A 26938-nucleotide genomic window follows, 5' to 3' on the forward strand; every position below is an offset into this window, starting at 1 on the left:
CCTAATACGCTAACCGGCGGGTACGACAAAAGAGGGCGGGCCCCGGGGGCCCGCCCTCGATTGCTGAACTCGGTGTTACTTCAGGCCGCCGCTCACGGCGGTCATGAGCTCGCCGTTGCTGGTGTCACCCGAGAGCTCCCAGACGAACGCGCCGCCGAGGCTCTGCTGCTTGGCGTAGGCCATCTTGCTGTTGATCGTGGCCGGGGTGTCGTAGCTCCACCAGTTGTTGCCGCACTTGGCGTAGGCGGTGCCGCCGACGGTGCCGGTGGCCGGGCAGCTGGTCTTCAGGACCTTGTAGTCCTCGATGCCGGCCTCGTAGGTGCCGGGGGCGGCGCCGGTCGCGCTGCCGCCCGGGGCGTCCTGCGTCACACCCGTCCAGCCACGGCCGTAGAAGCCGATGCCGAGCAGGAGCTTGCTGGCCGGGATGCCCTTGGACTTGAGCTTCTGGATCGCCGCATCGGAGCAGAAACCGGCCGTCGGGATGCCCGAGTAGCAGGTCAGCGGCGAATGGGGGGCGGTCGGGCCCTGCGCGCTGAAGGCGCCGAAGTAGTCGTACGTCATCGGGTCGATGAAGTCGAGGTTCGAGATCGCCCCGGCGTAGTCGGCCAGGTCGATCTTGCCGCCGTTGGAGCCGTCGGCCGTGATGGCCGCGGTGACCAGGGCGCTGGAGCCGAACTTGGCGCGCAGCGCGGCGATCACGCTCTTGAACGCGTTGGGGCCGCTGGAGTCGCACTGCAGGCCACAGGCGTTCGGGTACTCCCAGTCGATGTCGATCCCGTCGAACACGCCGGCCCAGCGGGGGTCGTTGACCAGGTTGTAGCAGGAGTTCGCGAACGCGGTCGGGTTCGCGGCGGCCTGCGTGAAGCCGGCCGACCAGCTCCAGCCGCCGAAGGACCAGATGACCTTCAGGCCCGGGTGCTTCGCCTTGAGCTTCTTGAGCTGGTTGAAGTTGCCGCGCAGCGGCTGGTCCCAGGTGTCGGCGACGCCGTCGACGGAGTCGGCCGTGGTGTAGGCCTTGTCGTAGTCGGCGTAGCTGTCACCGATGGAGCACTGGCCGTTCGTGGTGTTGCCGAACGCGTACATGATGTGGGTGAGCTTGGCCGCCGAGCCGCTCGTCTCGATGTTCTTCACCTGGTAGTTGCGGCCGTAGACGCCCCAGTCGGTGAAGTACGCGACGACCTTCTTGCCGCCCGTGGCGGGGGGCGTGGTCGTGGTCGGCGGCGGGGTCGTCGGCGGCTTTGTCGTCGGTGAGGTCGTCACCGGCGGGGTCGTCGGCGGCTTCGTGGTGGTCGGCGGGGCCGTGGTCGGGCTGCCACCGCTACAGCTCACGCCGTTGATCGTGCAGTTGCTCGGCGGCTTGGCCCCGGCCCCGTTCATGCCCCAGCTGAAGGTCGCGCCCGCGGCCAGCGTCGGGGCCCAGGACTTGTTCTTGGCGACGTAGTGCTGACCCGCGTGGGTCACGTCGGCGTCCCAGAAGCTGGTGATCTGACCGCCCGCGGGCAGGTCGAACTCGAGCGTCCACCCGTTGATCGTGCTCGAGGTCCCGTTGGTGATCTTGTAGCTGGCGCCCCAGCCGGAGCCCCAGTCCTGGTCGACGGTGAACGTCGCGCTCAGGTTGCCGGCGGCGTTGGCGGTGGTCGTGACGATGGGAACCACGGCCCCGGCCACCGCCAGAGCGGCGGCGACGATGAGGCCGTTGCGGACGGATCGTTTCATCGCGTCTCCTGGATGGTCTCTTAGGAAACTTTCCTAAAAGTGAAGGTGACGGTAGTGGTCTAGATCTCACCCGTCAATAGATGCGCGAGCGCGTATTTCGATGGCATACCCACTGTGACCTGGGCATCCTTAAGGGTGTCTCAACAACCGGTTGTCATTGGCTTTGACCTTGACATGACGCTCCTCGACACCCGCCCCGGTATCGCTGCCACGTGGCGGGCACTCACCGCGAAGACCGGCGTCCCGGTCGATGCCGACCTCGCCGTGACCAGGCTGGGCCCGCCGCTGCGGCTGGAGGTGGCCGAGTGGTTCCCGCCCGAGCGCGTCGAAGAAGCGGTCGGGATCTATCGGGCGCTCTACCCGGACCACGCCATAGCGCCCTCGGTGCCGCTGCCGGGCGCGGCGGAGGCGCTGGCGGCGGTCCGCACGGTGCCCGGCCGGGTCGTCGTCATCACCTCGAAGCTCGGCCGCCTGGCGGAGCTCCACCTGGCGTACCTCGGCATCGAGGTCGACCGCGTGTACGGCGACGTCTTCCACGCCGAGAAGGCCGAGGTGCTGCGGGAGATCGGCGCCGCCCTCTACGTCGGCGACCACGTGGCCGACATGCAGGCGGGCGTGCTGGCCGGCATCCCGGCCGTCGGGGTGACCTCGGGCCCGTGCTCGGAGGAGGAGCTCCGCGCGGCCGGAGCGACCGCCGTCTTCGCGGATCTGCGCCCGTTTCCCGCATTCCTCCAAGGCATGATCTCGGTTGGCCGGGCCGTTTCGGGTGACTAGCCTTGTTGTGCAATCCCGGGTGCCGGTGACGCGGCCGCCCGGGACGGGTCCGACACTGGGGAGTAGGGCAGCGTGCCGACGGGTCGAGTGAAGTGGTACGACCAGGAGAAGGGTTTCGGTTTCCTCACCAGCGACGACGGCGGAGACGTCTTCGTGCACAAGGCGGCGCTGCCGTCGGGCGTGGATGAGCTGAAAACCGGTCAGCGGGTCGAGTTCGGGGTGGCCGAGAGCCGCAAGGGCAGCCAGGCCCTGCAGGTCAAGCTGCTCGACGCGCCGCCGTCGGTCGCCGAGGCCCGGGCGGTGGCCAGCCGTCGCCCGCCGGAGGAGCTGCACGGCCTGATCGAGGACATGATCAAGGTCCTGGAGGCCAAGATCCAGCCCGACCTGCAGCGCGGCCGCTACCCGGACCGCAAGGCCGCGCGCACCGTGGCCGAGGCCGTCCACCTGGTGGCTCGGGAACTCGAGGTGTGAGCCGAAGAGGGGGCCGACCGGCCCCCTCTTCGCTTATCGCTTCAGGCTCCGACGAGCGGCGTGGCGGGCACCAGCCCCTCGGCCGCGGCCCGGTTGAGCAGCGCGTCCACGGCGGCGTGCCCGTCGGGCCCGAGGGACGCGGTGAACTCGTTGACGTACAGGCCGATGTGCTGGTCGACGACCGACTGCTCCATCTCCTGCGCGTGCTCGAGCACGAACGACCGGCTGGCGCCCGGGTTCTCCCAGGCCAGCCGCACCGACTCCTTGATCCAGGCGGTCGCCTGCCCGGGATCGACGCGCTCGCGGTGCGCGAGGATCGCGCCGAGCGGGATCGGCAGTCCGGTGTCGTCCTCCCACCACTCCCCGAGATCGGCGAGGGCGTGCAGGCCGTACCGCTGGTACGTGAACCGCGCCTCGTGGATCACGAGCCCGGCGTCGAACCGCCCGGCCGCGACGGCGGGCATGATCTCGGCGAACGGCACGACCTCGATGTGCGCGGGCGGCTCGGCGGCCGACCAGAGGCGCATGAGCAGATAGGCGGTGGTCCGATCGCCGGGGACGGCGACGCTCTTGCCCGCGAGCGAGGCGATCCCGGCGTCCTTGACCAGCACGAGCGGCCCGCAGCCCCGGCCGAGGGCCCCGCCGCAGGGCAGGAGGGTGTACTTGTCGAGCAGCCACGGCAGCGCCGCGTAACTGACCTTGACCAGGTCGAACTGCCCGGAGAGCGCCGCCGTGTTGGTGACGTCGACATCGGCGAAGGTCACGTCGAAGTCGGGCGCACCGGGCACGAGCCCGTGGGTCAGCGCGTGGAAGACGAACGTGTCGTTCGGACACGGCGAAAAGGCGAGCGAAAGCGTCACAAACCCGAATCTAGACCCGCAGCGGAACGGCGCACCTCAAGCGGAAAAACCGCCGGTGTGACACTGAGCGCACCCCACCGCGCCGCGAGCGCACCTCACCTTGCCGGACACCTCCGCGGAGCAGCGCCGCCGCCGGGGGTCCGTCACGTCGCCCAGGCCGCCCGCGCCCCTCGCGGCGTCATGAGTGCCCAAATCCGCGCACCCGTCATGGTGCCGCGAGCTCCCCACGTCGCACCCCCTCACAGTGCGCGAGTGCCCCGCATCGCACCCCCTCACAGTGCGCGAGTGCCCCGCGCTGCATCCCCTCACGGTGCAGCGACCCCTGCACCGCCCGCCCGTCGTGGGTGCGCTGAAGATCTCGCAGACCAGCGGCCCGGGGGAGTCCGCCACGCCGCCCGTGCCCGTCGCGGTGTCGTGAGTGCCCGCACCGAGCGCCCGTCGTGGGGGCCGCACGCGCCGCACCGTGCGCATCTCGCGGGGCCGCGTGTGCGCCTCAGCGCGCCGCTAGTGCGCCGAAGACCTCTCGCAGCACGGAGAGCGCCTGGGGGATCCGCCACGCCGCTCGGTCGCGCGGGCCGACCGCGTTCGACACCGTTCGGATCTCGCCGAAGGCCGTGCCCGGCCAGAGTCGCGCCGCCGACGCCACGCCGAACCCCTCCATGCCCTCGGCCACGGCGTCCGGGTGCCGCTTCTGTACCAACTCCTTGGACTGGGTCGACCCGGTGACGGTCGACACGGTCAGGACGGGGCCGCCGACGGCCTCGGGCAGCGCCAGCCGGAGGGTCCGGAGCAGCTGCGGGTCGGCGTCCAGCCGCGACGACCCGAATCCGAGCTCGTCCACGCTGAGGAACCCGTCGGGCCCCTCCGCCCCGAGGTCGGCCGCGATCGACTCGGTGGCCACGACCAGGCCCCCGATCTCGACCCGCCCGGCGAACCCGCCGGCGATGCCCGCCGAGAGCACGAGATCGAAGGCGGGGCCCATGTGCATGGCCGTGGTCAGGTGCTGCGACGTCGCCGCCGCGCTCGCCGCCGGGCCGACGCCGCCCGCCACCACGACGACCGGGGCGCCCTCCTCCAGCGCCTCGGGCCCCTGCTCGCCCAGGCCCAGCCCGGCCAGCACGCTCTCGCGTTCGGCCGCGACCGCGGTCACGATCAGCGTCCGCGAGTACCCCAGTAACGGCCTCATCGCTCGTCGCCCTCCAGCCGGGCCGTCGGGTCGGTCCCCGACGGCCGATACAGCGTGTACCCCGGCGGGGCGAGCGGCGAACCGTCCTCGACGTCGACGGCGGGCATCTTCTTCGTCTCCGTTGCGGCCGCGGCCGGGGCCGGCGCGGTGACCGTCGGCTCCGCGCTCTCCCGCCGCCGGCCGAACCCGAACCGCCGCCGCTCGCCGTCGTCCCCGGCGGCCGCCGGGCGCGGGACGGTGCGGGCCTCGGGCGCCGGCGCGGCGGGGGCGGCGGGCGCGGCGGGCGTGACCGGGGTTGCGACCGTGGTGGCCTCGGCGTCGGGCACGTCCGGCGGGGCGCCGCGCAGCCGTTCCTTGCGCAGGACCACGGCCGAGTACAGCGCCCGCACCGCCGCCAGCGTCACGAACGACGCGGCCACGAACAGCCCCCACGCCCCGCCGAACGGGATGAGCCCGACCGCCCCGCCGGCCACCCACGCGATCATGAGCAGCGTCTCGGAGTGCGCGAACGCGCTGGCCCGCACGTTCTCGTCGATCCGCTCCTGGATCGAGGCGTCGACGGCCAGCTTGGCCAGGCCGCTGGCGACCGCCGTGAACAGGCACAGGAGCGCCACCGTGCCGAGTGAGTCGCGGTCGGCGGCGAGGATGGCCATGAACGCGGTGAGCACCACGCCGATCGCCTGCAGCAGCGCGGGCCGATGGATGCGCAGCCGGGTGCCGATGGCCGTGGCGAGGAACGACCCCACGCCCAGCGCGCCCGCCACCACGACGACCGCCACCTGCTCGGAGAGCCGCCAGGTCAGCAGCGTGACCGGGAGCGTGCCCTCCTTGATGGCGAACGCGAGATACAGCGTGAGGAACCCGTAGAGCGCCCGCAGCGTCGCGCTGCCGACCAGCGCCGCGATCACAACGCGCCCGCTGAGTACCTTGACCCCGCGCCCGGACGGCCGCAGGACCCGCGGCATGGTCTCGGGCGGGTCGGAGTCGGCGCGGGGTGGCAGGCGCAGGGAGGTCACCATGCCGTACACGAAGACGAGGATCGAAACGCGCAGCGGCCACTGCGGGCCGAACTGCCCCGCGAGCAGGCCGATCGGCAGCGCGATGGCGCCGGCGAACGTGCCGAACACGGAGGCGCGCGCGCCCGCCTCGGACAGCCCGAGCCCGGGCGGCAGGACCCGGGGCACGGCGGCGCTGCGGGCCACGCCGTAGGCGCGGGACAGCACGAGCATGCCGAACGCGGCCGGGTACAGCAGCCAGCTCGTCAGGTGTTCGGAGAGCAGGAAGGCCAGGAACGCCCGGCCGAGCATGGTGACCGCGAGCGCGTAGCGGCGGCCGTGCCGGAACCGGTCGAGCACGGGGCCGACGACCGGGGCGAGCAGCGCGAACGGGAGCATGGTGATGAGCAGGTAGAGCGCCACCCGGCCGCGGGCCTCGCCGGCCGGCACCGAGAAGAAGACCGTGCCCGCGAGCCCCAGCGCGACCAGGGTGTCGCCCGCACACGAGGCCGCGTGCAGGTCGAGCAGGCGGAGCATGCCGGACTCGCCGCCCGCGCCGCGCTCGCGCACGCGCAGCAGGTTGCGGCCGAGATACCGGCCCGCCCTCGTGGTGCCGACCGTCGCGACCCGCGCCGCACGCACGGTGGTCACCATGGTCTGCGCCACTCCTCGAATCACCGACATGCCACCCATCTTGACTGACGGGTACGACAGTTTTGGGCGCGCCGGGGCCGCCGTGCTCGTCGGGCGTGGCGATGAGGAACAATGGACCTGTGACTGCCTCGACTGCGCCCACCCGGGGAAGCCGTGCCGCCAAGCCCGACCAGGTCCTGACGGACGCGGTCGAGATCGCGCTGCAGGGCCTCGACGTTGTCGATCCCGACCACATCGGTGCCCATTTGGGCGTTGTCGCAGAAGGCGAACGCCTGGTCACCCACTTCTTCGAGTGCGGCCTGCCCGGGTACCGCGGCTGGCGCTGGGCCGTCACCGTGACGCGCATCTCGCGCAGCAAGCAGGTCACGATCTGCGAGACGACGATGCTGCCCGGCCCCGAGGCGCTGCGCGCGCCCGAGTGGGTGCCGTGGCAGGAGCGCCTGCAGCCCGGCGACCTCGGCGTCGGCGACCTGCTGCCGACCCCGTCCGACGACCCGCGCCTGCAGCCCGGTTACGTGCAGTCCGACGACCCGGCCGACGAGTCGCTCAACTGGGAGCTCGGCCTCGGCCGCCCCCGCGTGATGTCCCGCGACGGGCGCCTCGACGCGGCCCAGCGCTGGTACGACGGCGACCGTGGCCCCAACGCGCCGATCTCCGTGGCCGCCCCGTCCGCGGCCCGCTGCGGCTCGTGCGGCTTCTACCTGCAGCTCGCCGGCTCGCTGCGCCAGGCGTTCGGGGTGTGCGGCAACGAGTACGCGCCCGACGACGCCCAGGTCGTCTCGGCCGACCACGGCTGCGGCGCCCACTCCGAGGTGCTCGTGGAGCAGGCCCAGGCGGTCGACGAACTGCCGACCGTGTTCGACGACAGCGAGGTCGAGGCGGTCGCGGTCAGCCGTGCCCCGGGCTCCGTCGACGGTGACGAACCGGCCGAACCCTATGGGCACGGCTGATTTCGGCTACACGGAACGCGCGTCGCGGCTGCGCGGCGCGGTCGCCTGGCGCCACCGCGCGGGGGCGGGCGGCCCGGCCCGCATCCTGCCCGACGGCTGCATGGACGTCATCCACAGCGACGGCCGCCTGATCGTCGCCGGCCCCGACACGATCGCGCACCTGACCTGGATCCCGGACGGCGCGCGGACGGCGGCGGTGCGATTCGCGCCCGGCCAGGGCCCGGCGCTGCTGGGGATCTCGGCGGACGAGGTGCGCGATCAGCGGGTACCACTGGATGCGTTTTGGCCTTCCGACCAGGTGCGCCGCCTGACGGAACGGCTCGAGGAGGCGCTCGATCCGGTCGCCGTGCTCGAGGCCGCCCTGCTCGCCGTCGACCGGGCGCCCGACCCGCTGGCGCCGCGCCTGCTGGCTCCCCTGCGCGCCGGTCGGCCGGTGGCCGGGATCGCGGCGGAGGTCGGGCTCAGCGAGCGGCAGTTGCATCGGCGGGGGCTGCGGTTGTACGGGTACGGCCTCAAGCACCTCGCCCGTGTCCTGCGCCTCGGCGCCGCGCTCGACCTGGCGCGGGGCGGGGTGGCGCTGGCGGCGGTGGCCGCGAGCGCCGGCTACGCCGACCAGGCCCACCTCGCGCGCGACGTCAAGGCGCTGGCGGGGGTACCGATGAAGGAGCTTGTTCCTTAGTTGTTGCCGGCGTACAGGTCGACGCCGTTGCCGTCGGGATCGTGGACGACGGCGTACCGCATCCCCCAGAACGCGTCCCACGGCTCCTTGTGGCCCTCGTAGCCGGCCGTGAGCAGCTCGGCGTACACCTTGTCGACCTCGGCCGGCGACTCGCACTCGAACGCGAGCCCGATGCGGCTGCCCCCGACCGGCGGCTGCCATTCGGGGTCGAACGAGTGGATCGTCTCGATGGTGTCCCAGGTCAGCTTGACCCCGCCGGCGAGGACGTGCTCCACGTGCGGGCTCGCGTCCTCGGCGGCCGGTACGTCGAGCCCGAGCCGGCGGTAGAAGGCGAGTGAGCGCGGCATGTCGGCCACGACCAGGCCGAATACGTTCAGTCTCATGCCGCCCACGCTAGGGTGCGGCCGGGGTGTCCGTCTTGAACGAATCGGACGCGGCCCGGGCTCCCTCGCGGCGCCGCCGCCGGTTCCGGTCGTGCACGACCATCGTGAGCCCGCCCGGAATGCCCCACAGGGCGCCGGCGACCGCGATGCCGAACCAGTTGCCGTGCCCGTGCGCGGCCAGCTCGTCCCGGAACGGCAGCATGATCAACGCCGCGACGACCCACAGCGCGATCCCCGCGATCGCGAAGGGCACCATCGGCGGGTCGAGCGGCTTGGGCGGGGTGGTCACGCCGCTCACGGTACCCGCCCGGATCTCCTCGCCGCAGGCCTCCCGTGACCCAACCCACAGGTCGTTAGCCATGCTCATTAGATAAGCTAACTAACGTGATGGTTCGCGTGCCCCGCCTCGCCGCCGCCCAGCTCGCGGCGGCCCTCCGGGACAGCATCACCCGCCTCAACCGCCGCTTGCGCCAGGCCCGCCCGATGGGCGACCTGACAATCACGCAGCTGTCGGCGCTGACGAGCCTGGAGCTCGGGGGCGCGCTGACGCCGCGGGAGCTGGCCGAGCTCGAGCGGGTACAACCGCCGACCCTCACCAAGATCGTCGCGAAGCTGGAGGAACGCGGTCTCGTCCAGCGCTCGCCGCACCCGACCGACGGACGGCAGGTAATCCTCGCCGCCAGCGAGTCGGGGCGCGCCGTCGTGGCCGAGCACCGCCGCACCCGCGACGAGTGGCTCGCCAAGCACCTCATGGCTCTGACCCCGGAGGAGCGCGAGGTGCTGACCAAGGCCGCCGAGATACTGGGGAGGATCGGTCGCAGCACATGATCGGCAGTACGTTCGGCTCGTTGCGGGTTCGCAACTATCGATTGTTCACCATCGGCCAGCTCATCAAGCTTCTCGGCACCTGGATGCTCTTCACGGCGCAGGACTGGCTCGTCCTGCAGCTCTCCGACAACTCCGCATCCGCCCTCGGCGTCGTCACGGCGCTGCAGTTCACGCCGGTGCTCCTGCTCACCCTGTACGGCGGCCAGCTCGCCGACCGCTTCGACAAGCGGCGCCTCCTGCAGCTCGCCAACGCCGGCTCGGCGGTCGTCGCCACCCTCCTCGGAGTCCTGGTCGTCTCCGGCATCGTGAACCTGTGGTGGGTGTTCGTGACCGCCGCGCTCTTCGGGGCGATCAGCGCGATCGAGACGCCCGTGCGGCAGTCGTTCGTCTCCGAACTGGTCGGCAAGGAACTCCTGCCCAACGCGCTGTCGCTGTCCTCGGCGACGTTCAACACCGCCCGCATCGTCGGCCCCGCCGTGGCCGGCCTGATCATCGCGGGCCTGCACGACCGCACCGGACCGATCTTCCTGCTCACCGCCGCGTTGTGCACGGCCCCGCTGGTGGCGCTGGCCCGGATGAGCCCTTCCGAGTTGTACCGTGTCGAGCGCGACGCCCTCGCCGCGAGCGAGGCGCGCACGATCGACGGGCTGCGGTACGTCCGGCAGCGCCCCGACCTCAGCCTCGCGATCCTGCTCGTCTTCCTCGTGAGCCTCTTCGGCTTCAACTTCCAGCTGACCCTGGCCGTGCTCGCGCGCGTCGAGTTCCACGTCGACGCGAAGTACTTCGGCCTGCTCACCACCGCGATCGCGGTCGGCGCACTGGCCGGCGCCCTGTCCAGCTCGCGGCGCCGGGGCCGCCCGTCGGTGTACCGCGTGCTCGCCGCGGCCATCCTGTTCGCCGGCTTCGAGTCGCTGGTCGGCCTGGCGCCGAACTTCGTGACCGCCGTGGTCCTGCTCCTGCCGACCGGCTTCTTCATGATCTACTTCGCCCAGGCCGCCAACCAGCGCATCCAGCTCGGCGTGGAGGCCGCCTTCCGCGGCCGGGTGATGGCGCTGTACGTGCTCGTCTTCCTCGGCAGCACGCCGGTGGGCTCGCTGATCATCGGCTGGTGCGCGGAGCGGTTCGGGCCGCGCTCGGGCCTGTGGACGGGCGGGCTGATCTCGCTCTTCGCGGCCGTCCTCCTGGGGGTGCTGCAGCTGCGCCGCGTGCGGGGGCGCATCCACGTGGCCTGGCGCCCTCGCCCGCGGATGCATGTGCACGAGCGGGCCGGGGGCGTGCCGGCGGTGCGTCCGGCGGTGCGCTGAGCCGAGCACTCGGGCTGCCGGGATTTTGTCGTACCCGTGTGGTTGAGTCAGGTTCATGGAGCGATCGCGACTGCTGCAGTGCCTGGCCGCCGACTACATGCGCCTGCGCGAGGTGGCGGGCGCCGGCCTGACCGCCAAGGTCCCCACCTGCCTGCCCTGGACGGTGTCCGACCTGGTGCGCCACGTCGGCCAGGTGTACCTGCACAAGGCCGAGGTCATGCGCATCGGCTCCTGGCCCGACCCGTGGCCGCCGGCGGAGGTGCTCAGCGAGCATCCGATCGCGCTCCTGGACCGCGGGTACGGCGCCCTGACCCATGAGTTCTCCCGCCGCCACGACACCGACCGGGCCAAGACCTGGCACAACCCCGACCAGACCGTGAAATTCTGGATTCGCCGCATGGCGCTGGAGACCGTCATCCACCGCCTCGACGCCGAGCTCGCCCACGACGTCGAGGCGGCCCCGATCCCGGACGACCTGGCGTCCGACGGCGTGGCCGAGCTCCTGGAGCTGTTCGTCGGCTACGCCTCCCGCGAGTCGCCGGACGAGTTCAAGCCGGCCCTGGAGCACGCGAAGGGCCACGCCGTGCTGGTCCGCCTGCTGGCGCCGCCGCCCTTGTCGCGGTCCTGGCTGGTGACGGCCGCAAACAACCATGTGGCGGTGACCGCGGTCAACGGTTCGCCGCCCACTCCTCCCCCGGCGGCGACGGTAACGGCCGCTCCGGTCCCTTTGTTGCGGTGGCTTTGGGCACGCGAATCGACCCCAACGACCGATGCGCATTCCCCGATCGAGGTGGATGGTGACGAGGAGGCCATCGCAGAACTCCGATCTCTGTTGCAGGCCGGCACGCAGTAGGCGCTCCCGGGCGGGCCCTTGGGAATCGCGGCAGTGAGGCCTGGGTAGGCGACGGCGAGGGGGCGCCGCCTGCTCGGCCTCACCGCCGCGCAGTCCGCTTCGGATCCCGAGGTGTGCCTCGCGCCTGCCTGTGCCTCGAGTCCTGCAGTGTGCCTCGTGCCTGTGGTGTGTCTCGTGCCTGTGGTGTGTCTCGCGCCTGCCTGTGCTTCGGGTCCTGCGGTGTGTCTCGGGTCCCCCGGTGTGTCTCGTGCCTGCGGTGTGTCTCGCGCCTGCCTGTGCTTCGGGTCCTGCGGTGTGCTTCGGGTGCCTGCGGTGTGTCTCGGGTCCCCCGGTGTGTCTCGTGCCTGCGGTCTTGGCGGCGCTGTGCAGCTGTGCCCGTCGCCGAGCGAGCTCGTGGTCGCCCTCTTTCGCCATCGCACCCGGGTTGGCCGGTGCAGCGCAGGGAGCTGGGCCGACGGTTTTGACTTGCCGGTGCGGTGCGGTGCGGTGCGGTGCGGTGCGGTGCGGTGCGGTGCGGTGCGGTGCGGTGGTCTCAGCGCGCCATGTGGCTTGGCGAGTTGCCGCGCTGTTTCGTCTGTGGAGCCTGATCGGCTGGTGCAGGGAGGAAGATCGGCACTCTGCGCGACCGGCAATAAGTCGGGAGCAACCGGACGGCGCCGGCACCTCGTCAGCCAGGGCGCCCGCAGTGGTCGCGCTTGTCGTCACATGCCGCGACGCCCGGCTGGTTCACGTCGAGCGCCCTTGTGAACCGCCGGGGTGCGGGCAGTATTGAAACCGCTTCTTTGGGCTCGAACGCCGTGCCGTCGGTTGTTTCTCATGGCTTGCCGGGCCGTGATCGCCGCGCCTGGGCGATTTGACAACCGCGGCCGTCGCGGCACCACCGCCCGCGCGTAAGAATGGGTGCGTCGCTGTTTCGTTTGGAGCGTCTCGTGGTCGGGGCGCTCAAGGAGTTCGACACCGGTGGTCCGTTGGAATAATGGATGATCGATGGCGACGCTCGGGGATTTCGGCGGAATACGGAATGCGCCGGTCGGTGCGGCTTCGGTTGATTGTTCCGCATCTTGGTGCGTCGGCGGGATCGTGGTGCCGGTTCGGGGCGGTGTCGAGGTGCGGGGTCGGGCCGGTCGGCGTCGTCCGCGCTGTGCCCCGGCGTGGGGTCGTTGTCGGTGCTGGTCTGCTCCGCGGAGTGTGCATCCGACGGGATAGGACATTCGGTGTGCTCGCCCGGCGGGGTCGTGCGTTCGGCCTGGTCAACCGTCGGGACCGGCAGGGCGGGCCATTCGGCCTGGTCAACTCGCGGGACCGGCGGGACGGGCCATTTGGCCGGGTCAACCACTGGGGCCGGTGGAGCCGGGCATGCGGCCTGCTCAACCGGCGGAATCAACAGGACCGGGCTTTCGGTCTGCTCAGTCGATGGCACTGGCCCAGCTGGCGCAAGGGCAGCCGCCGAACGCTGCTCGTAGGCCGCCTTCGCCTCCGCGGCCCGTCGCCCGAAGCTCGCATACCCAGCCGCCTCGCTGCCGTATTGCCGTCGAAGCTTCTCCGCATACCGCCGCCGCAGCCCCCAGTAGCGACGCTCCGAATGCTCCCGCCGAAACGCATCCCGAGAAGGCGACCAATTCCGCGCCCGAGTCCGATCCCGCATAGCAGCCACTTGCGCCCGACTGAACAACGATATCTGCCCCACCACAAAACAATTATCCCAACCACCCCCGAACCCCGCCGCCCCACTTCAAATGGCGCACAAATCCGGGACCACCGAATGACGACCCGCACGAACCCGCCGGCAAACCACAACGTTGCCGGAGCGCAGGCTCCCGCCACCATCGGCCGAGCGTCGGGGCAGCCCACGAGCGGCCACCGCGGAAGGTTGGCGCGGCGAAGGTCGGCAAATCGGTGGCGATCGTTCCCCTGTGAGCTTAGTCTCATATCGTGGGCGTGTTGCACGGCCTGCTGGTGGCCGGGGTCATTGGGCTGATCGCCGTGGCTCCGTGTCTTGTCTGTGTGCTGCTCATGTCGGCCGATGAAGTGTTCGCTCGAGGGTGGGAGCGGGTTCTCAAGGTGTTGCCCGAAGGCGTTCGGCGGCGGATCGAGGAGCGGTCGCGGCGGCGGGGTGAAGAGCGTGTCGCTGAGCACCGGTGGGGGGCGCGCGGTCGGGAGTTGCGCGGTGGTGGGTGGTTGCGGCGGCGGTGGGTGATCGGCCGCGTCGGGCGTGGTGTCGACCGGGTTGTCGGTGCTCGTGGGGCGCGGGCCGTCGGGCCGCCGATCGAGCAGGTCGCCGGGGATCTTCGGCGGCTCAATCGGCTTCGGGAGAGTGTGGCCACGCGGTCTCGGGTGTGGTTCGTTGCGGTGCAGGAAGCGTATGACGAAGGGTTGCACACGGCGTGTGTGCAGCTTGGCATCGAGGAGCACCTCGACGAGGTCTCCGGGATCGATCTCGAGCTCGAGCGGCTCCGGGTCGAGGGGGAGCTGCAGCGAGCCGGCCTGGTGCTCCGTAACGCCAGTGCGCAGCCGCGGTGAGCAGGGTGTTCATGGCGGTCTACCCGCCGGCCGAGGTGCGGGAGCACTTCAAGCGCATGGTTGACGGGCTGGCGGTGGCGCGGCCGCGGGAGAAGTCCGTTCGGCTTGCGCCGCCCGAGCGGTGGCATCTCACCGTCGCGTTCATCGGGGACGTCGAGGACGAGGACGCCGCCGTGGAGGCTTTGCTCGAGGTCGGAGAGGCCGAGGCGCCCACCGTGCGTATCGCGGGCGGGAAGACGCTCGGGCGCAAGCAGTTCAAGCATCTCGTCGCCGAGGTCGAGAGCGACGACGGGGGGATCGCGCTGCGGCGGCTGGGGGATGCGGTGCGCAAGGCGTTGCGCCGGCGCCGGCTGCCGTTCGACCGGCGGGACTGGCAGCCGCACCTGACGATCGCTCGGCCCGGGCAGCTGGTCGGGGCCGAGGAGCTGGCGATGGATCTCGAGCATCTCGCCGCGTACCGCTCGCCCGAGTGGCGGCTCGACGAGGTACGACTGATGCGCAGTCGCCTTGGGCCCCAGCCCGAGTATGACGTCATCAGGACCGTCGGCCTGCGATGAAAACGGCGCCGGTCCGGCTGGGACCGACGCCGAAGACAAACGAACTACCAGGCCCAGGCCTCCGGGCCGGGACCGCCCTTGCCCACAGGCGGGAAGATCTCGTCCAGCCGGTCCAGCGTCGCCTGCGACAGCTCCAGCGACAGCGCGCCCAGCGTGCTGTCCAGCTGCTCGAGCGTGCGCGGGCCGATGATCGGGGCCGTCACGCCGTCCTGGGCCAGGAGCCAGGCCAGGGCCAGGTTGGACGGGTCGGCGCCCAGCTCGGCCGCGAGCTTCTCGAACTGCTCGATCGCGCCGCGGTGCTTCTCCAGGTCTTCGGCGGAGCGGCCCTCGCCGCTGCGGCCGGCCGCGCCCGCGGCGATCTTCGCAAGGGCGCCGCTCAGCAGGCCGCCGTGCAGCGGGGACCACGGGATGACGCCGAGGCCGTACTGACGGGCGGCCGGCAGCACCTCGAGCTCGACCGTGCGGGCCATGAGGTTGTAGATGCACTGCTCGGCGACGAGGCCCAGGAAGTGGCGCGCCTTCGCCGACTCCTGCGCGGCCGCGATGTGCCAGCCGGCGAAGTTGGAGGACCCGACGTACAACACCTTGCCCTGGGCGACAAGGAGCTCCATCGCCTGCCAGATCTCCTCCCAGGGCGTGCTGCGGGAGATGTGGTGCATCTGGTACACGTCGATGTAGTCGGTCTGCAGGCGCCGCAAGGACGCGTTGGCCTCGGCGACGATGTGCCGCGCGGAGAGGCCCTGGCCGTTGGGCCACTCCTGCATCTTGCCGTAGACCTTGGTGGCCAGCACGACCTTCTCGCGCCGGCCACCGCCCTGGGCGAACCAGTTGCCGATGATGTTCTCGGTGATGCCCTCGCCGGTCTTCCAGCCGTACACGTTCGCGGTGTCGAAGAAGTTGATGCCGTGCTCCAGCGCGCGGTCCATGATCGCGAAGCTGTCGGGCTCGGTGGTCTTCGGCCCGAAGTTCATGGTGCCCAGGCAGAGCCGGCTGACGGACAGGCCGGTGCGCCCGAGGTTGGTGTACTCCATGGACACCAACCTACTCAGGAAGTCTCCCGGGCCGCCGGGGCGCCGCCGAAGAGCACGTCGTCCCAGCTGGGCAGGCGCTTGCGCGGCTTCTCGTTGGCCGCCGAGGGCTGCTCGACCGCGTTCGCCGCCGAGGTCGTGTTGCGCCGCGGGCGCAGGACGGCCAGCGACGGGACCGCCGGCACCTCCTTGGCCTGGTCGGTGTCCTCGTCGAACGGGGAGCGGCCGATCAGCGCGGCGGCCCCGCGGGCGCGGCTCTCGTGCTTGGCCGGCGGCGTGACGACCGGGGCCGCCTCGGCGCCCGGCTGCGAGCCGAGCGGGCGGTCCAGCGAGGCCAGCAGCGCGTCGCGCCCGGCGCGGATCGGGTCGTTGCCGAGCGTGCGGCCGCCGGGGCGGCGCTCCGGCGCGGACGGGCGCATGGGCTCGTGGCCGCCGCCGCGCATCGAGTCGGTGCGCAGGCCGAGGTCGCCGCGGCTGGTCTCGCCGCGGCTGGGCAGCGCGCGCTCGGGCGCGGGCGGCTCCGCGCCGAGGGCGTTGGGGCCGCGCTCGGTGCACAGGTACTGCGCCATGTCGTCGTGCGGCGCGACCAGCTGCCGGGCCTTGTCCAACTCCCAGACCGCCTGGGCCGTCGCCTTGCCGCTCGGCCAGGTCGCGGTGATGCGCCACGTGCCGTCCTCGCGGCGGTACGCGTCCCAGGAGATCTTCTCCGTGTCGATGCCGTGCTGCCCGAGGCGCGTGTCGACGACCTCGGCCAGGGACGAGCCCCGATCCGAGGTCTTCAGCCGCGTCCGCCGGGCGTGCTGGGCGAGCATGGCCCGCTCCTGCAGCACCGGGCCCGCGTAGCGCAGCACCCGGTCGACGGGCACGCCGGCGACCCGCGCGACCTCCTCGGCCGACTCGCCGGAGCGGATGCGGGCCTGGATGTCGCGCGGCGCGAGCTGCGAGGAGCCGGTCTCGGGCGTGCTGGTCGGGTGGCTGTGGTCGGCGCGCAGGGCGCCGTGGACACGGTCATCGATGGGCAGCGCCAGCAGTCGCCCAACCTCGTCGGCAAGAACGAACGCCTGGCCGTCCTCCGAGAGGGCGACGAATCGCACAGGCCGCATCGCGTGCCTCCGTCCCACCCGCATCAGGCGCCATCGGCCGGCGCCTTCCGGTCACAGTACGGCAACCCTAGCTGGCGTCACGTGCGCCGCGCCGACAAAAAGCTGATCAGAGCCGTTCGATCACGTGGTCGATGCACACGGTCAGCGCCTCCACGTCCGCCGGGTCGACGCCCGGGAACATCGCGACGCGCAGCTGGTTGCGGCCCAGCTTGCGGTACGGCTCCGTGTCCACGATCCCGTTCGCGCGCAACGCCTTGGAGATGGCCGTCGCGTCGATCGAGTCAACGAAGTCGATCGTGCCGACCACGTTGGAGCGGACCGCCGGGTCGGCGACGAACGGGGTCGCCACGCTGGAGCGCTCGGCCCAGCCGTACAGCAGCGCCGCCGACTCCTCGCTGCGCTTGGCGGCGAAGGAGAGCCCGCCGCCGGCCAGCATCCAGTCGACCTGCTCGGCGGCGATGAAGATGGTGGCCAGGGCCGGGGTGTTGTAGGTCTGCTCGAGCCGCGAGTTGTCGATGGCGGTCTGCAGGTCGAGGAAGTCGGGGATGTAGCGGCCCGACTCCTTGATCTCGGCGGCCCGCGCGATGGCGGCCGGCGACATGAGGGCGATCCACAGGCCGCCATCGGAGCCGAAGCCCTTCTGCGGCGCGAAGTAGTACACGTCCGTCTGGCTGACGTCGAGGTCGAGCCCGCCGGCGCCCGACGTCCCGTCGGTCAAGTGCAAAGAGCCGGCGTCGGTACCGCTCAGCCGCTGCACCGGCACCGCGACGCCCGTCGAGGTCTCGTTGTGGGGCGAGCAGTACGCGTCGACGCCCTCCTCGGCACGCAGGAACGCGCCGGTGCCCGGGTCGGCCTTGATCACGGTCGGCTCGCCCAGGAACGGGGCCTTCCTGGCCGCCGAGGCGAACTTGGCGCCGAACTCGCCGAAGCTGGCGAACTGGGCCCGGTCCCGGATCAGGCCGAAGACCGCGACCTCCCAGAACGCGGTGCTGCCGCCGTTGCCGAGCACCACCTCGTAGCCCTCGGGCAGGCTGAACAGCTCGGCGAGGCCGCGGCGCAGCCGGGCGACCTGGTCGCGGACCGGCTTCTGGCGGTGGCTCGTCCCCATCCACGTCGAGGCGACGGCCGCGAGGGCCTGCAGGGCCTCGGGCCGCACCTTGCTCGGGCCGGAGCCGAAGCGGCCGTCCTTGGGCTTGATCTCGTCGGGGATGCGGATTTCAGCCATGTGAGTACTCCGGGGTGCGGCGGGCGAGCGGGTACCTCGCGGATCCTGCCACCTTCTGCGCCGCACCCCTGGGAAAATTAACCTTCGTCACACGCGGCGCCTCCGCTTCGCCCCGGACCGCTACACGGTCAGACGCCGTGGGTGACCTTGTCCCACCCCTCGACGTCCTGCGGCTTGCGCGGGGCCGGCCCGACGTACGTCGCCGACGGCCGCACCAGCCGGCCCAGGTCCTTCTGTTCGAGGATGTGCGCGCTCCACCCGGCCACGCGGGCGCAGGTGAACATCGACGTGAACATGTGCGCCGGTACCTCGGCGAAGTCCAGGACGACGGCCGACCAGAACTCCACGTTGGTGGCGAGCACGCGATCGGGGCGGCGGCTGTGCAGCTCGGCCAGCGCGGCCTTCTCCAGCGCCTCGGCGACCTGGAAGCGGGGCGCGCTGAGCTCCTTGGCGGTGCGGCGCAGCACGCGGGCGCGGGGGTCCTCGGCCCGGTACACGCGGTGCCCGAAGCCCATCAGGCGCTCGCCGCGGTCGAGGACGCTCTTGACGTAGCCCTCGGCGTCACCGCTGCGCTCGACCGCCTCGATCATGCCGAGGACCCGCGACGGCGCGCCGCCGTGCAGCGGGCCGGACAGGGCGCCGATCCCCGAGGAGATGCAGGCGGCCGCGTCGGCGCCGGTGGAGGCGACCACGCGGGCGGTGAACGTGGAGGCGTTCATGCCGTGCTCGGCGGCGGAGATGAAGTACGCGTCGACGGCCTTGACGTGCCGCGGGTCGGGGTCGCCCCGCCAGCGGCGCATGAACCGCTCGACGATGGTCTCGGCCTTGTCGATCTCCTTCTGCGGCACGGCCGGCAGCCCGAGGCCGCGGGCGGCCTGGGCGACGAAGGAGAGCGCGGTGACGCTGACCCGGGCCAGGTCCTCGCGGGCCTGCGGGGTCTCGATGTCCAGCAGCTGGCCCAGGCCCCAGTACGGGGCGAGCATGGCGACCGCGGACTGCACGTCGACGCGGATGTCGCCGGAGTGGACGGGCACGGGGAACGGCTCGGCGGGCGGCAGGCCGGGGCCGAACTTCCCGTCGACCAGCAATGCCCAAACGTTGCCGAAGGACACCTGGCCGATGAGATCCTCGATGTCGACGCCGCGATAGCGCAGGGCGCCGCCTTCCTTGTCGGGCTCAGCGATCTGCGATTCGAAGGCGATCACGCCCTCGAGTCCCGGCTTGAAATCGGACATGACGCACTCCTGCATGAAATCGGGGTGTCAACCTCCAGCCATCTTCGCCCAGGAGCGTGGCGACTGCCGACTGAACGTTGGCTCAAATGTGTCCTGCACGACACATCTTCACGCAAATCCGATCTCCGGAGGAAGGATGTGGGCGTGACACCCAGCACATCACCGCAAGATTTGTCCCGCATGCGTACCGAGTACACCGGCGAACTGGCCGAGGAAAAGCTCGCCGCTTCGTGGTTCGACCAATTCGCCACCTGGTTCGCCGACGCCCTCGAGGCCGGCCTTCCCGAGCCGAACGCGATGCTGCTGGCCACCGCCACGGCGGAAGGCCGGCCTTCCGCGCGCACGGTGCTGCTCAAGGCGTACGACCAGCGCGGTTTTACGTTCTTCACGAACTACGACTCGCGCAAGGGACACGATCTTGCGGGGAACCCGCGGGCGACGCTGGTCTTCCCCTGGTACCACCTCCACCGCCAGGTAATCGTCGGCGGAACGGTCACGAAGATCCCGCGGGAGGAGACCGAGGAGTACTTCGCGGTGCGCCCGCGCGGGGCCCAGCTCGGCGCCTGGGCGAGCCCCCAGTCGACGGTGATCGGCTCCCGGGCCGACATCGAGGGCTGGCTGGCGGCGGCCGAGCGCCGCTTCGGCGATGGGCCGATCGAGGCGCCGCCGCACTGGGGCGGGTTCCGGGTCGCTCCCGACGAGGTCGAGTTCTGGCAGGGCCGGGCGAGCCGGCTGCACGACCGGCTGCGGTATGTCACCGCGGACGGCGTGACCCGGGTCGAGCGGCTCGCGCCGTGACCGCGGTCGAGGACGAACATCAGCAGACCGAGCGCAAGGGGTGGCTGCGCCGGCACGCGATCGACATCCGGCCGCTGCGCCACAGCGCGTACCGCCGCATCTTCGTCGGCAACGCGGTGTCCTTCTTCGGCGTGCAGTTCACCGCCGTCGCCGTACCCGTGCAGGTCTACGCCATCACGAAGTCCTCGCTGTGGGTCGGCGTGGCCAGCTTCGTCGGCCTCGTCCCGCTCATCGTCTTCTCGATCTGGGGCGGCGCCATCGCCGACGCCTACGACCGGCGCAAGGTGCTGCTGACCAGCTCGGTCCTGATGTGGCTGACCACGCTCGGGCTGCTGGTCCAGGCCGTGCTGCACCTGAACAACGCCTGGCTGATGCTCGGGCTCATCGCCGCCCAGTCGGCCGCGTTCGGCATCAACAGCCCGGTGCGCCAGGCGATCATCCCGTCGCTGGTCGGCTCCGAGGAGGTGGCCTCGGCCAACACGCTGGGCTTCACCGTGTCGAACGTGGCCGCGATCGGCGGCCCGGTCGGGGCCGGCATCATCATCGCCGCGGTCGACTTCTCGGCCGCCTACGCGGTCGACGCCGTGCTGTTCACGGTGGTGCTGTGGGCCACGCTGCGCCTGCCCGCCCTGCCCCCCACCGGCGAGAAGCAGTCGGCCGGCCTGCGCGACATCGGCGTGGGGCTGCGCTTCCTGGCCGGGCACCGCCTGATCCTGCTCACCTTCGCCATCGACATCGCCGCGATGGTGCTGGCCATGCCCAAGGCGCTGTTCCCGGTCGTCGCCGACGAGCGCTTCGGGGCGGCCTCGCTGGGCTGGCTGTACTCCTCGATCGCGATCGGCGCCGTGCTGGCCGGGCTCACGTCGGGCTGGATCAACCGGGTGCACCGCCGCGGTGTGGCGCTCGTGGGCGCCGTCGTCGGCTGGGGGCTCGCGGTCGCGGCGGCCGGGGCGGTGCCATGGCTGTGGGCGTGTGTAGCTTTCATGGCATTGGCCGGGGCGGCGGACATGATCAGCGGGGTGTACCGCCAGACCGTGCTCCTCAGCGCGCCCGACGAGATGCGCGGCCGGCTCCAGGGCGTCTTCTTCGCCGTGGTCGCCGGAGGTCCACGTCTGGGTGACCTTCGGGCCGGATCGGTGGCCGACGTGGCGGGCTCGACGTTCTCCTGGGTCGCCGGCGGCATCGCGGCCGCCGTGGTGGCGGTGCTGCTCGCGGCGGCGTTCCCGGTCCTCCTCCGCTACACCGACTCGACGGGGTGACGATATTGTCACTGACCATGGAAACCGCCGCCGCCGCGCAGCTACAGCAGGCGCCCTCGGGTACACAGTGGACGATCCGCTCCGGCGGCCAGGAGGCCGTCATCGTGGAGGTGGGCGGTGGCGTCCGCACCTTCACCTCGGATGGGCGCGACGTCGTCTCCGGCTATGAGGAGCGCGAGCACGCCGTCGGCAGCGCCGGGCAGGTGCTGGCCCCGTGGCCGAACCGGATCCGCGACGGGCAGTACGCGTTCGAGGGCGAGCACTACCAGCTGCCGCTCACCGAGCCGGAGCGGCACAACGCCATCCACGGGCTCGTGAACTGGACGCGTTGGACCGCCGTGGACGTCGCCGAGGACCGCGTGACCGTCGAGCACGACATCGTGCCCCAGCCCGGGTACCGGTGGCCGCTGCGCCTGCGCACCACCTGGTCGGTGAGCGAGGACGGCCTGCGCGCCGAGCACGAGGTGACGAACAACGGCGGCACCGCGGCCCCGTTCGGGCTCGCCACGCACCCGTACGTCCTCGTGCCGGGCGTGCCGGTGGACGACCTGACCCTGCGCGTGCCGGCCCGCAGCCGCGTCCTCGTCGACGTGCGCCTGCTGCCCATCGGCGCGGCGCGGGTGACGGGCACCGAGTACGACTTCGTGGAAGGCCGCCGGCTCGGCGCCACCGTGCTCGACACCGCCTTCGGCGATGTGGACGCCGGCCCCGACGGCGGCTCGGAGGTGGAGATCACCGCGCCCGACGGCCGCGGGGTGACCGTCTGGGCCGACGCCGCCTTCACCTGGTGGCAGGTGTACTCCTCCGACACGCTCCCGACCGACCGGCTGCGCAAGGCCCTGGCGATCGAGCCGATGACCTGCCCGCCGGACGCTTTCCGCTCCGGCCGCGACGTGGTGATCCTCGAGCCCGGTTCGACCTGGCGCGGTACGTGGGGAATTCGCGCGATCTAGGCTGCACTTCGTGGAGCTTTCCGAGGTGATCCGCCGGCGGCGGATGGTGCGCAACTACGACCCCGACCGTCCGGTGCCGGCGGAGGCCGTCGAGCGGCTGCTCGGCTACGCCACCCACGCCCCGTCGGCGGGCTTCTCCCAGGGCTGGGAGTTCCTGCTGCTCGACACCCCCGGGGACGTCGAGCGGTTCTGGACCGTCACGACGCCCGAGGAGCAGCCGCCGACGGGCTGGATGGAGGGCATGACCAAGGCGCCCGTCATCGTCGTGCCGCTGAGCCACCGCGACGCCTACCTCGACCGTTATGCGCAGCCGGACAAGGGCTGGACCGACCGCGACGAGGCCCGGTGGCCGGTGCCCTACTGGCACATCGACACCGGGATGGCGAGCCTGCTCGTGCTGCTCGGCGCGGTCGACGAGGGTCTGGGGGCGTGCTTCTTCGGCATCACCCCGGACCGGATCCCGCAGTTCCGGGTCGAGTTCGGGGTCCCGGAGGCGTACACCCCGATCGGGGCCATGACCATCGGCTTCCGCGCGCAGGACAAGAAGTCGCCGTCGCTCAAGCGGGGCCGGCGGGAGTCACCGAGCGTCACGCACCGCGGCAACTGGGGTAACCGGCCGGTCTCGTGAGGCGGTTCTTGTCGCACCCAGTCGGTACCCTGGCACGGTCAGGGGGGTGACGCGTTCATGATCTTCAAGGCGGTCCGGGAGGGTCGGCCGTATCCGGAGCATGGGCTCACGCTGAAACAGTGGTCCGAGATTCCGCCGCGGCCGGTGCGGCTCGACCAGCTCATCACCACCAAGCGGGAGCTGGCGCTCGACCACCTGCTCGCGGAGGACTCGACGTTCTACGGCGACCTGTTCCCGCACGTCGTGCAGTGGGACGGCGGGCTCTACCTGGAGGACGGGCTGCACCGGGCGCTGCGTGCGGCGCTGCAGCAGCGAACCTCGATCCACGCCCGGGTCCTGCAGGCATAGCGCCTGCTTCATGACTGAGGCCGGGCTGCGCCATGCCCGGTCATGAAGCAGGCGGTGTGCATATTCTGGGGGCGTGACGACACCGGCGCGCCCCCTCGACCTGCTCGACATCGACGGACTGCACTCCGAGGAGGAGCTGGCGATCCGGGCGCTGGTGCGCCGGGTCGTCGACGACCACGTCCGGCCCAACGTGGCCGAGTGGTACGAGCGGGGTGTCGTGCCCGTCCGGGAGCTGGCCAAGGAGCTGGCCGGGGTCGGGCTGCTCGGCATGCACCTGGAGGGCTACGGGTGCGCCGGGGCGAGCGCCGTGGCCTACGGGCTGGCGTGCCTGGAGCTCGAGGCCGGCGACTCCGGCGTGCGCAGCCTGGTGTCGGTGCAGGGGTCGCTGGCGATGTTCGCGATCTGGAAGTTCGGCTCCGAGGAGCAGAAGGCCGAGTGGCTGCCCCGGATGGCGACCGGCGACGCGATCGGCTGCTTCGGGCTGACCGAGCCCGATCACGGCTCCGACCCGGCCTCGATGACGACCCGGGCCCGGCGCGACGGCGACGACTGGGTGCTCAGCGGCGGCAAGATGTGGATCACCAATGCTCCCGTCGCGGACGTGGCGGTGGTGTGGGCGCGCACCGACGACGGGGTGAGCGGTTTCGCGGTACCGACGCGGACGCCCGGATTCAGCGCGCGCGAGGTGAGCCACAAGCTCTCGCTGCGGGCATCCTGCACCGGGCAGATCTTCCTCGACGAGGTCCGGCTGCCCGCCTCGGCCCAGCTGCCCCTCGCGCGCGGGCTGAAGGCGCCGCTGTCGTGCCTCACCGAGGCGCGCTACGGCATTGTGTGGGGCGCCCTGGGGGCGGCCCGTGACAGCCTGCACACCGCGCTGGACTACGCCGGCACCCGGGAGCAGTTCGGCCGGCCGATCGCCGGATTCCAGCTGACCCAGGCCAAGCTCGCCGATGCGGCGGTGGAGCTGCAGAAGGGTTACCTGCTCGCGCTGCACCTGGGCCGCCTCGCCGACGCCGGGAAGCTGCTCCCCGAGCAGGTAAGCGTGGGCAAGCTCAACAACGTGCGCGAGGCGATCGGCATCGCCCGGCAGTGCCGCACGATCCTCGGGGCCAACGGGATCAGCGCGGAGTACCCGGTCATGCGTCACGCCGCCAACCTGGAGACGGTCCTCACGTACGAGGGAACCTCGGAGATCCATCAGCTGGTCATCGGCCAGCGCCTGACGGGACTCGCCGCGTTCGGCTGAGATCGATTCGCGGGGCTTTACTGTGCCCCTTACCGTTGTCGGTAGGTAGATCCGCCGCCATCCAGGAGTCAGCATGGCCGACAGCGAAGAGTCGAAGACCTCCGAGTACCCGGAGGTCACGTCTGGTCCTGGAAAAAGCCTGGAGATAGGCGACCGCCTCGATCCGCGCGACGACCGGGAGCCGCGCAAGACCGAGCCGCCTCAGCCGGTGATCCTGAAGCAGGGCGGCGGCGCGATGCGCGGGCTGTTCTGGCTCGTGGCCGCCATCGGCCTGGTCGTCGCGCTCGTGCTCGGCGCCAAGACCATCGGGCTGTTCCCCGGCCTGAAGAACCCGTTCGCCCAGGAGCAGACCGACCGCTCCGGCCCCGCGCTGCTCAAGTCCGTGCAGGACCTCAACCAGTTCGTCGCGGCTGAGGGTAACTTCCAGGTCATCGTCGATGTGCAGAAGGACCGCAAGTACATCCCGGACTTCCTGCTCAACGAGCGCATCCTGTTCGTGGCGGCGGGCTCGGTCGAGGTGTACGTCGACTTCTCCAGCATCGGCCAGGGCGCGGTCAAGGAGTCCGAGGACCGCCGCACGGCCGAGATCACGCTGCCCGCCCCGCAGCTGCGGCCGGTCCGGATCGACAACGACCACAGTTACGTGTATCAAGAGGAGCGCGGCGTCTTCAACCGCATCGGCGACGCGTTCAGTTCGGACCCGAACCGTCTCCAGGAGGTCTACAAGCTCGCCGAGCAGAAGATCGGTGACGCCGCCAAGGACGCCGGCCTGCAGAAACGCGCCGAGGACAACACGCGCAAGATGCTGCAGCAGTTCCTGGGAGCCCTTGGCTACACATCGGTCACGGTGAACTTCCCCGCCGGGTGACCCGGAGGACCACCAGGAAACTTTCGCGACAGTAGTTGCGCGGTGACGCCTTGAACACTGGTCATTTACCCGATGGACCAACTTGCGTGCGCCTCATCACAGTATTTGACTCGGGGTAACTGACCGAACCGCGAATTGCTGACCTGGGGTGGAGGTGACGGTGGCTACCGTCGCACTCAAAGATGTTATGAAGGTCTTCGCCGACGGCACGGTTGCCGTCGACCGAGTGAATTTGGATGTGGGCCAGGGCGAGTTCATGGTGCTGCTCGGTCCCAGCGGCTGCGGGAAGTCGACGCTGCTGCGCATGGTGGCCGGGCTGGAGGACCCCACCTCCGGCGCGATCATCATGGACGGGGAACTGGCAAACGACCTGCCGCCGCGGGAGCGGGGGGTCGCGATGGTCTTCCAGGACTTCGCGCTCTATCCGCACATGACGGTAGGCGAGAACATCGGGTTCCCGCTGCGGCTGTCCGGTATCGAGCCCGAGCCGCGGGCCGAGCAGGTCGCGGAGGTGGCCAGCGCGCTGGGCATCGGCGACGTGCTCGCGCGCAAGCCCGGACAGCTCTCGGGTGGTCAGCGCCAGCGCGTTGCGATGGGGCGGGCGATAGTGCGGCGGCCGAAGCTGTTCCTCATGGATGAGCCGCTGTCCAACCTGGACAGTGGTCTGCGCGCCGAGCTACGGGCCGAGATCTCGGGCCTGGTACGGGAGCTCGGCGTCACGACGATCTACGTCACGCACGACCAGGCCGAGGCGCTCACCATGGCCGACCGGGTCGCGATCCTGCGCAAGGGCGTCCTGCAGGACGTGGGAACGCCGACGCAGGTGTACGGCCGCCCGGCCACCCTCTACGTGGCCGCCTTCCTGGGCAGCCCGCGGATGAACCTGCTCGAGGCCGAGGTGTACGTCCACCTCGACCGCCACATCGCGCTGCACATGGGCGACCAGGTGCTGCACCTGCCGTGGAACGACCTGCGCTCGCGTCAGGTCGCGCACTTCCACGGCGAGCGCATCGTCATCGGGGTGCGGGCGGAGGCGTTGACCCCGGTGCCGGACTCGACCACGGGTGACGTGCTGAGGGGCCGCATCCGGTACCTCGAGCACCACGGTCACGAGTCGCTGGCGTTCCTGGACATCGGCGCGACCGCCGTGATCGTCGACGAGATCGGCAAGCCTCCGACCGACGTCCCGATCAACGGCGGCGGCCTGCGCCGGTTCGTCACCAAGCTCACCGGGCGTGGCGGCGAGGACGAGCTCGTCGGGGCCGGCGTCAACGGCCGCGGCGGCACCCAGCGCCGTCCGCAGAACCGGGAGAGCGTGCTGAGCGACCCGGGCCGGCACCACCGGCGCCCGGCCGAACTGGCCGTGCGTCTGGCGCCGTACCCGAATGTCACGCATGGTCATCCTTTGACCGTCGCTGTGCGCATGGAAGCTCTGCACTTTTTCGACGAAAGGGGACAACGCATCGACGTGGGGTGGCGCTGAGTGATGTGCGTCGCTTAGCCTGCGCCGATGGCAG

27 protein-coding genes are annotated in these 26938 nt (G+C 71.2%); 17 read left to right on the forward strand and 10 right to left on the reverse strand.

Features of this window, described 5'->3' with window-relative positions; translation table 11 throughout:
- Positions 1 to 75: 75 nt before the first annotated feature.
- A complete protein-coding gene (locus AB0B76_RS16400; protein WP_360375340.1) occupies positions 76 to 1716 on the reverse strand; it encodes a glycosyl hydrolase family 18 protein in 1641 nt (546 codons plus the stop codon).
- A 135-nt stretch (positions 1717 to 1851) separates the two neighbouring features.
- On the opposite strand from AB0B76_RS16400, the gene AB0B76_RS16405 reads away from it, so the two are divergent.
- Complete coding sequence (locus AB0B76_RS16405) at positions 1852 to 2490, forward strand: HAD family hydrolase (protein ID WP_360375342.1); 639 nt, start codon at positions 1852 to 1854, stop codon at positions 2488 to 2490.
- 72 nt (positions 2491 to 2562) lie between these two features.
- On the forward strand, positions 2563 to 2961 hold the full coding sequence (locus AB0B76_RS16410) for a cold-shock protein (RefSeq protein ID WP_360375344.1): 399 nt from the start codon (positions 2563 to 2565) through the stop codon (positions 2959 to 2961).
- A gap of 41 nt (positions 2962 to 3002) precedes the next feature.
- Here the strand turns inward: AB0B76_RS16410 and AB0B76_RS16415 are convergent, their stop codons facing one another.
- The 3 genes from AB0B76_RS16415 to AB0B76_RS16425 all read right to left on the reverse strand — a co-directional run bounded on the left by AB0B76_RS16415 (position 3003) and on the right by AB0B76_RS16425 (position 6686).
- Positions 3003 to 3821 (reverse strand): 1,4-dihydroxy-6-naphthoate synthase, encoded by an 819-nt coding sequence (locus tag AB0B76_RS16415; RefSeq protein ID WP_360375346.1) that lies wholly within the window; start codon positions 3819 to 3821, stop codon positions 3003 to 3005.
- A 493-nt stretch (positions 3822 to 4314) separates the two neighbouring features.
- A complete protein-coding gene (locus AB0B76_RS16420) occupies positions 4315 to 5007 on the reverse strand; it encodes a futalosine hydrolase (RefSeq protein WP_360375348.1) in 693 nt (230 codons plus the stop codon).
- The gene (locus AB0B76_RS16425) at positions 5004 to 6686 is read right to left on the reverse strand and encodes an MFS transporter (RefSeq protein ID WP_360375350.1); all 1683 of its coding nucleotides are present in this window, start codon (positions 6684 to 6686) and stop codon (positions 5004 to 5006) included. Before AB0B76_RS16425 ends, AB0B76_RS16420 begins: the two co-directional genes overlap by 4 nt.
- 71 nt (positions 6687 to 6757) lie before the next feature.
- On the opposite strand from AB0B76_RS16425, the gene AB0B76_RS16430 reads away from it, so the two are divergent.
- Together AB0B76_RS16430 and AB0B76_RS16435 are read left to right on the forward strand one after the other, a co-directional pair.
- A complete protein-coding gene (locus tag AB0B76_RS16430; RefSeq protein ID WP_360375352.1) occupies positions 6758 to 7606 on the forward strand; it encodes a DUF3027 domain-containing protein in 849 nt (282 codons plus the stop codon).
- Entirely contained in the window at positions 7593 to 8285 is a 693-nt protein-coding gene (locus AB0B76_RS16435) for a helix-turn-helix domain-containing protein (RefSeq protein WP_360375354.1), read from the forward strand. Before AB0B76_RS16430 ends, AB0B76_RS16435 begins: the two co-directional genes overlap by 14 nt.
- Here the strand turns inward: AB0B76_RS16435 and AB0B76_RS16440 are convergent.
- Both AB0B76_RS16440 and AB0B76_RS16445 read right to left on the reverse strand, forming a co-directional pair.
- A complete protein-coding gene (locus AB0B76_RS16440; RefSeq protein WP_360375356.1) occupies positions 8282 to 8668 on the reverse strand; it encodes a VOC family protein in 387 nt (128 codons plus the stop codon). The genes AB0B76_RS16435 and AB0B76_RS16440 overlap by 4 nt on opposite strands.
- Positions 8669 to 8678: 10 nt before the next feature.
- Positions 8679 to 8924, reverse strand: coding sequence for a DUF2530 domain-containing protein (locus AB0B76_RS16445; RefSeq protein ID WP_360375487.1), 246 nt, complete (start codon positions 8922 to 8924; stop codon positions 8679 to 8681).
- 131 nt (positions 8925 to 9055) lie between these two features.
- Here AB0B76_RS16445 and AB0B76_RS16450 point away from each other — a divergent pair, with 131 nt between their 5' ends.
- The 5 genes from AB0B76_RS16450 to thpR all read left to right on the forward strand — a co-directional run bounded on the left by AB0B76_RS16450 (position 9056) and on the right by thpR (position 14730).
- Positions 9056 to 9496: a MarR family transcriptional regulator gene (locus AB0B76_RS16450; protein WP_360375489.1), complete on the forward strand. Its 441-nt coding sequence runs from the start codon at positions 9056 to 9058 to the stop codon at positions 9494 to 9496.
- Entirely contained in the window at positions 9493 to 10800 is a 1308-nt protein-coding gene (locus tag AB0B76_RS16455) for an MFS transporter (RefSeq protein ID WP_360375358.1), read from the forward strand. The genes AB0B76_RS16450 and AB0B76_RS16455 overlap by 4 nt, the downstream gene beginning before the upstream one ends.
- 55 nt (positions 10801 to 10855) lie before the next feature.
- Entirely contained in the window at positions 10856 to 11653 is a 798-nt protein-coding gene (locus AB0B76_RS16460; RefSeq protein WP_360375360.1) for a maleylpyruvate isomerase N-terminal domain-containing protein, read from the forward strand.
- A gap of 1932 nt (positions 11654 to 13585) precedes the next feature.
- Positions 13586 to 14173, forward strand: a complete 588-nt coding sequence (locus AB0B76_RS16465; protein WP_360375362.1) for a hypothetical protein — start codon at positions 13586 to 13588, stop codon at positions 14171 to 14173.
- Positions 14170 to 14730, forward strand: coding sequence for an RNA 2',3'-cyclic phosphodiesterase (thpR, locus tag AB0B76_RS16470; protein ID WP_360375364.1), 561 nt, complete (start codon positions 14170 to 14172; stop codon positions 14728 to 14730). Before AB0B76_RS16465 ends, thpR begins: the two co-directional genes overlap by 4 nt.
- 44 nt (positions 14731 to 14774) lie before the next feature.
- Here thpR and AB0B76_RS16475 read toward each other — a convergent pair whose 3' ends face one another.
- From AB0B76_RS16475 to AB0B76_RS16490, 4 genes are all read right to left on the reverse strand, one after another.
- A complete protein-coding gene (locus AB0B76_RS16475) occupies positions 14775 to 15761 on the reverse strand; it encodes an aldo/keto reductase (protein WP_360375366.1) in 987 nt (328 codons plus the stop codon).
- A gap of 14 nt (positions 15762 to 15775) precedes the next feature.
- A complete protein-coding gene (gene sepH, locus AB0B76_RS16480; RefSeq protein ID WP_360375368.1) occupies positions 15776 to 16861 on the reverse strand; it encodes a septation protein SepH in 1086 nt (361 codons plus the stop codon).
- A 106-nt stretch (positions 16862 to 16967) separates the two neighbouring features.
- Entirely contained in the window at positions 16968 to 18086 is a 1119-nt protein-coding gene (serC, locus tag AB0B76_RS16485; RefSeq protein ID WP_360375370.1) for a phosphoserine transaminase, read from the reverse strand.
- A gap of 128 nt (positions 18087 to 18214) precedes the next feature.
- Positions 18215 to 19321 carry a citrate synthase 2 gene (locus tag AB0B76_RS16490; protein ID WP_360375372.1) on the reverse strand — a complete coding sequence of 369 codons (1107 nt, stop codon included), beginning with the start codon at positions 19319 to 19321 and terminating at the stop codon, positions 18215 to 18217.
- Positions 19322 to 19501: 180 nt separating this feature from the next.
- Here AB0B76_RS16490 and pdxH point away from each other — a divergent pair, with 180 nt between their 5' ends.
- From pdxH to AB0B76_RS16530, 8 genes are all read left to right on the forward strand, one after another.
- Entirely contained in the window at positions 19502 to 20119 is a 618-nt protein-coding gene (gene pdxH, locus AB0B76_RS16495; protein WP_360375374.1) for a pyridoxamine 5'-phosphate oxidase, read from the forward strand.
- Complete coding sequence (locus tag AB0B76_RS16500; RefSeq protein ID WP_360375376.1) at positions 20116 to 21378, forward strand: MFS transporter; 1263 nt, start codon at positions 20116 to 20118, stop codon at positions 21376 to 21378. The genes pdxH and AB0B76_RS16500 overlap by 4 nt, the downstream gene beginning before the upstream one ends.
- A 17-nt stretch (positions 21379 to 21395) precedes the next feature.
- Positions 21396 to 22331 (forward strand): aldose 1-epimerase family protein, encoded by a 936-nt coding sequence (locus tag AB0B76_RS16505; protein ID WP_360375378.1) that lies wholly within the window; start codon positions 21396 to 21398, stop codon positions 22329 to 22331.
- 10 nt (positions 22332 to 22341) lie between these two features.
- The gene (locus tag AB0B76_RS16510; RefSeq protein WP_360375380.1) at positions 22342 to 22959 is read left to right on the forward strand and encodes a nitroreductase family protein; all 618 of its coding nucleotides are present in this window, start codon (positions 22342 to 22344) and stop codon (positions 22957 to 22959) included.
- Between the two features lie 57 nt (positions 22960 to 23016).
- Entirely contained in the window at positions 23017 to 23307 is a 291-nt protein-coding gene (locus AB0B76_RS16515) for a type II toxin-antitoxin system VapB family antitoxin (protein WP_360375382.1), read from the forward strand.
- A 73-nt stretch (positions 23308 to 23380) separates the two neighbouring features.
- The gene (locus tag AB0B76_RS16520; protein ID WP_360375384.1) at positions 23381 to 24553 is read left to right on the forward strand and encodes an acyl-CoA dehydrogenase family protein; all 1173 of its coding nucleotides are present in this window, start codon (positions 23381 to 23383) and stop codon (positions 24551 to 24553) included.
- A gap of 73 nt (positions 24554 to 24626) precedes the next feature.
- Entirely contained in the window at positions 24627 to 25421 is a 795-nt protein-coding gene (locus AB0B76_RS16525; protein WP_360375386.1) for a DUF4230 domain-containing protein, read from the forward strand.
- Positions 25422 to 25581: 160 nt separating this feature from the next.
- Positions 25582 to 26904, forward strand: coding sequence for an ABC transporter ATP-binding protein (locus tag AB0B76_RS16530; RefSeq protein WP_360375388.1), 1323 nt, complete (start codon positions 25582 to 25584; stop codon positions 26902 to 26904).
- Positions 26905 to 26938 lie beyond the last annotated feature (34 nt).

It is taken from the genome of Dactylosporangium sp. NPDC049140 (assembly GCF_040648435.1).

Excerpts from the sequence above, each read along its gene's own strand:
- AB0B76_RS16400 (WP_360375340.1), bottom strand. The coding sequence starts at position 1,716 with ATGAAACGATCCGTCCGCAACGGCCTCATCGTCGCCGCCGCTCTGGCG.
- AB0B76_RS16435 (WP_360375354.1), top strand. The coding sequence starts at position 7,593 with ATGGGCACGGCTGATTTCGGCTACACGGAACGCGCGTCGCGGCTGCGC.
- AB0B76_RS16460 (WP_360375360.1), top strand. The coding sequence starts at position 10,856 with ATGGAGCGATCGCGACTGCTGCAGTGCCTGGCCGCCGACTACATGCGC.
- sepH (WP_360375368.1), bottom strand. The coding sequence starts at position 16,861 with ATGCGGCCTGTGCGATTCGTCGCCCTCTCGGAGGACGGCCAGGCGTTC.
- serC (WP_360375370.1), bottom strand. The coding sequence starts at position 18,086 with ATGGCTGAAATCCGCATCCCCGACGAGATCAAGCCCAAGGACGGCCGC.
- AB0B76_RS16475 (WP_360375366.1), bottom strand. The coding sequence starts at position 15,761 with ATGGAGTACACCAACCTCGGGCGCACCGGCCTGTCCGTCAGCCGGCTC.
- AB0B76_RS16455 (WP_360375358.1), top strand. The coding sequence starts at position 9,493 with ATGATCGGCAGTACGTTCGGCTCGTTGCGGGTTCGCAACTATCGATTG.
- AB0B76_RS16525 (WP_360375386.1), top strand. The coding sequence starts at position 24,627 with ATGGCCGACAGCGAAGAGTCGAAGACCTCCGAGTACCCGGAGGTCACG.
- AB0B76_RS16515 (WP_360375382.1), top strand. The coding sequence starts at position 23,017 with ATGATCTTCAAGGCGGTCCGGGAGGGTCGGCCGTATCCGGAGCATGGG.
- AB0B76_RS16420 (WP_360375348.1), bottom strand. The coding sequence starts at position 5,007 with ATGAGGCCGTTACTGGGGTACTCGCGGACGCTGATCGTGACCGCGGTC.
- AB0B76_RS16450 (WP_360375489.1), top strand. The coding sequence starts at position 9,056 with ATGGTTCGCGTGCCCCGCCTCGCCGCCGCCCAGCTCGCGGCGGCCCTC.
- AB0B76_RS16440 (WP_360375356.1), bottom strand. The coding sequence starts at position 8,668 with ATGAGACTGAACGTATTCGGCCTGGTCGTGGCCGACATGCCGCGCTCA.
- pdxH (WP_360375374.1), top strand. The coding sequence starts at position 19,502 with ATGCGTACCGAGTACACCGGCGAACTGGCCGAGGAAAAGCTCGCCGCT.
- AB0B76_RS16430 (WP_360375352.1), top strand. The coding sequence starts at position 6,758 with ATGAGGAACAATGGACCTGTGACTGCCTCGACTGCGCCCACCCGGGGA.
- AB0B76_RS16425 (WP_360375350.1), bottom strand. The coding sequence starts at position 6,686 with ATGTCGGTGATTCGAGGAGTGGCGCAGACCATGGTGACCACCGTGCGT.
- AB0B76_RS16445 (WP_360375487.1), bottom strand. The coding sequence starts at position 8,924 with ATGGTGCCCTTCGCGATCGCGGGGATCGCGCTGTGGGTCGTCGCGGCG.
- AB0B76_RS16490 (WP_360375372.1), bottom strand. The coding sequence starts at position 19,321 with ATGTCCGATTTCAAGCCGGGACTCGAGGGCGTGATCGCCTTCGAATCG.
- AB0B76_RS16505 (WP_360375378.1), top strand. The coding sequence starts at position 21,396 with ATGGAAACCGCCGCCGCCGCGCAGCTACAGCAGGCGCCCTCGGGTACA.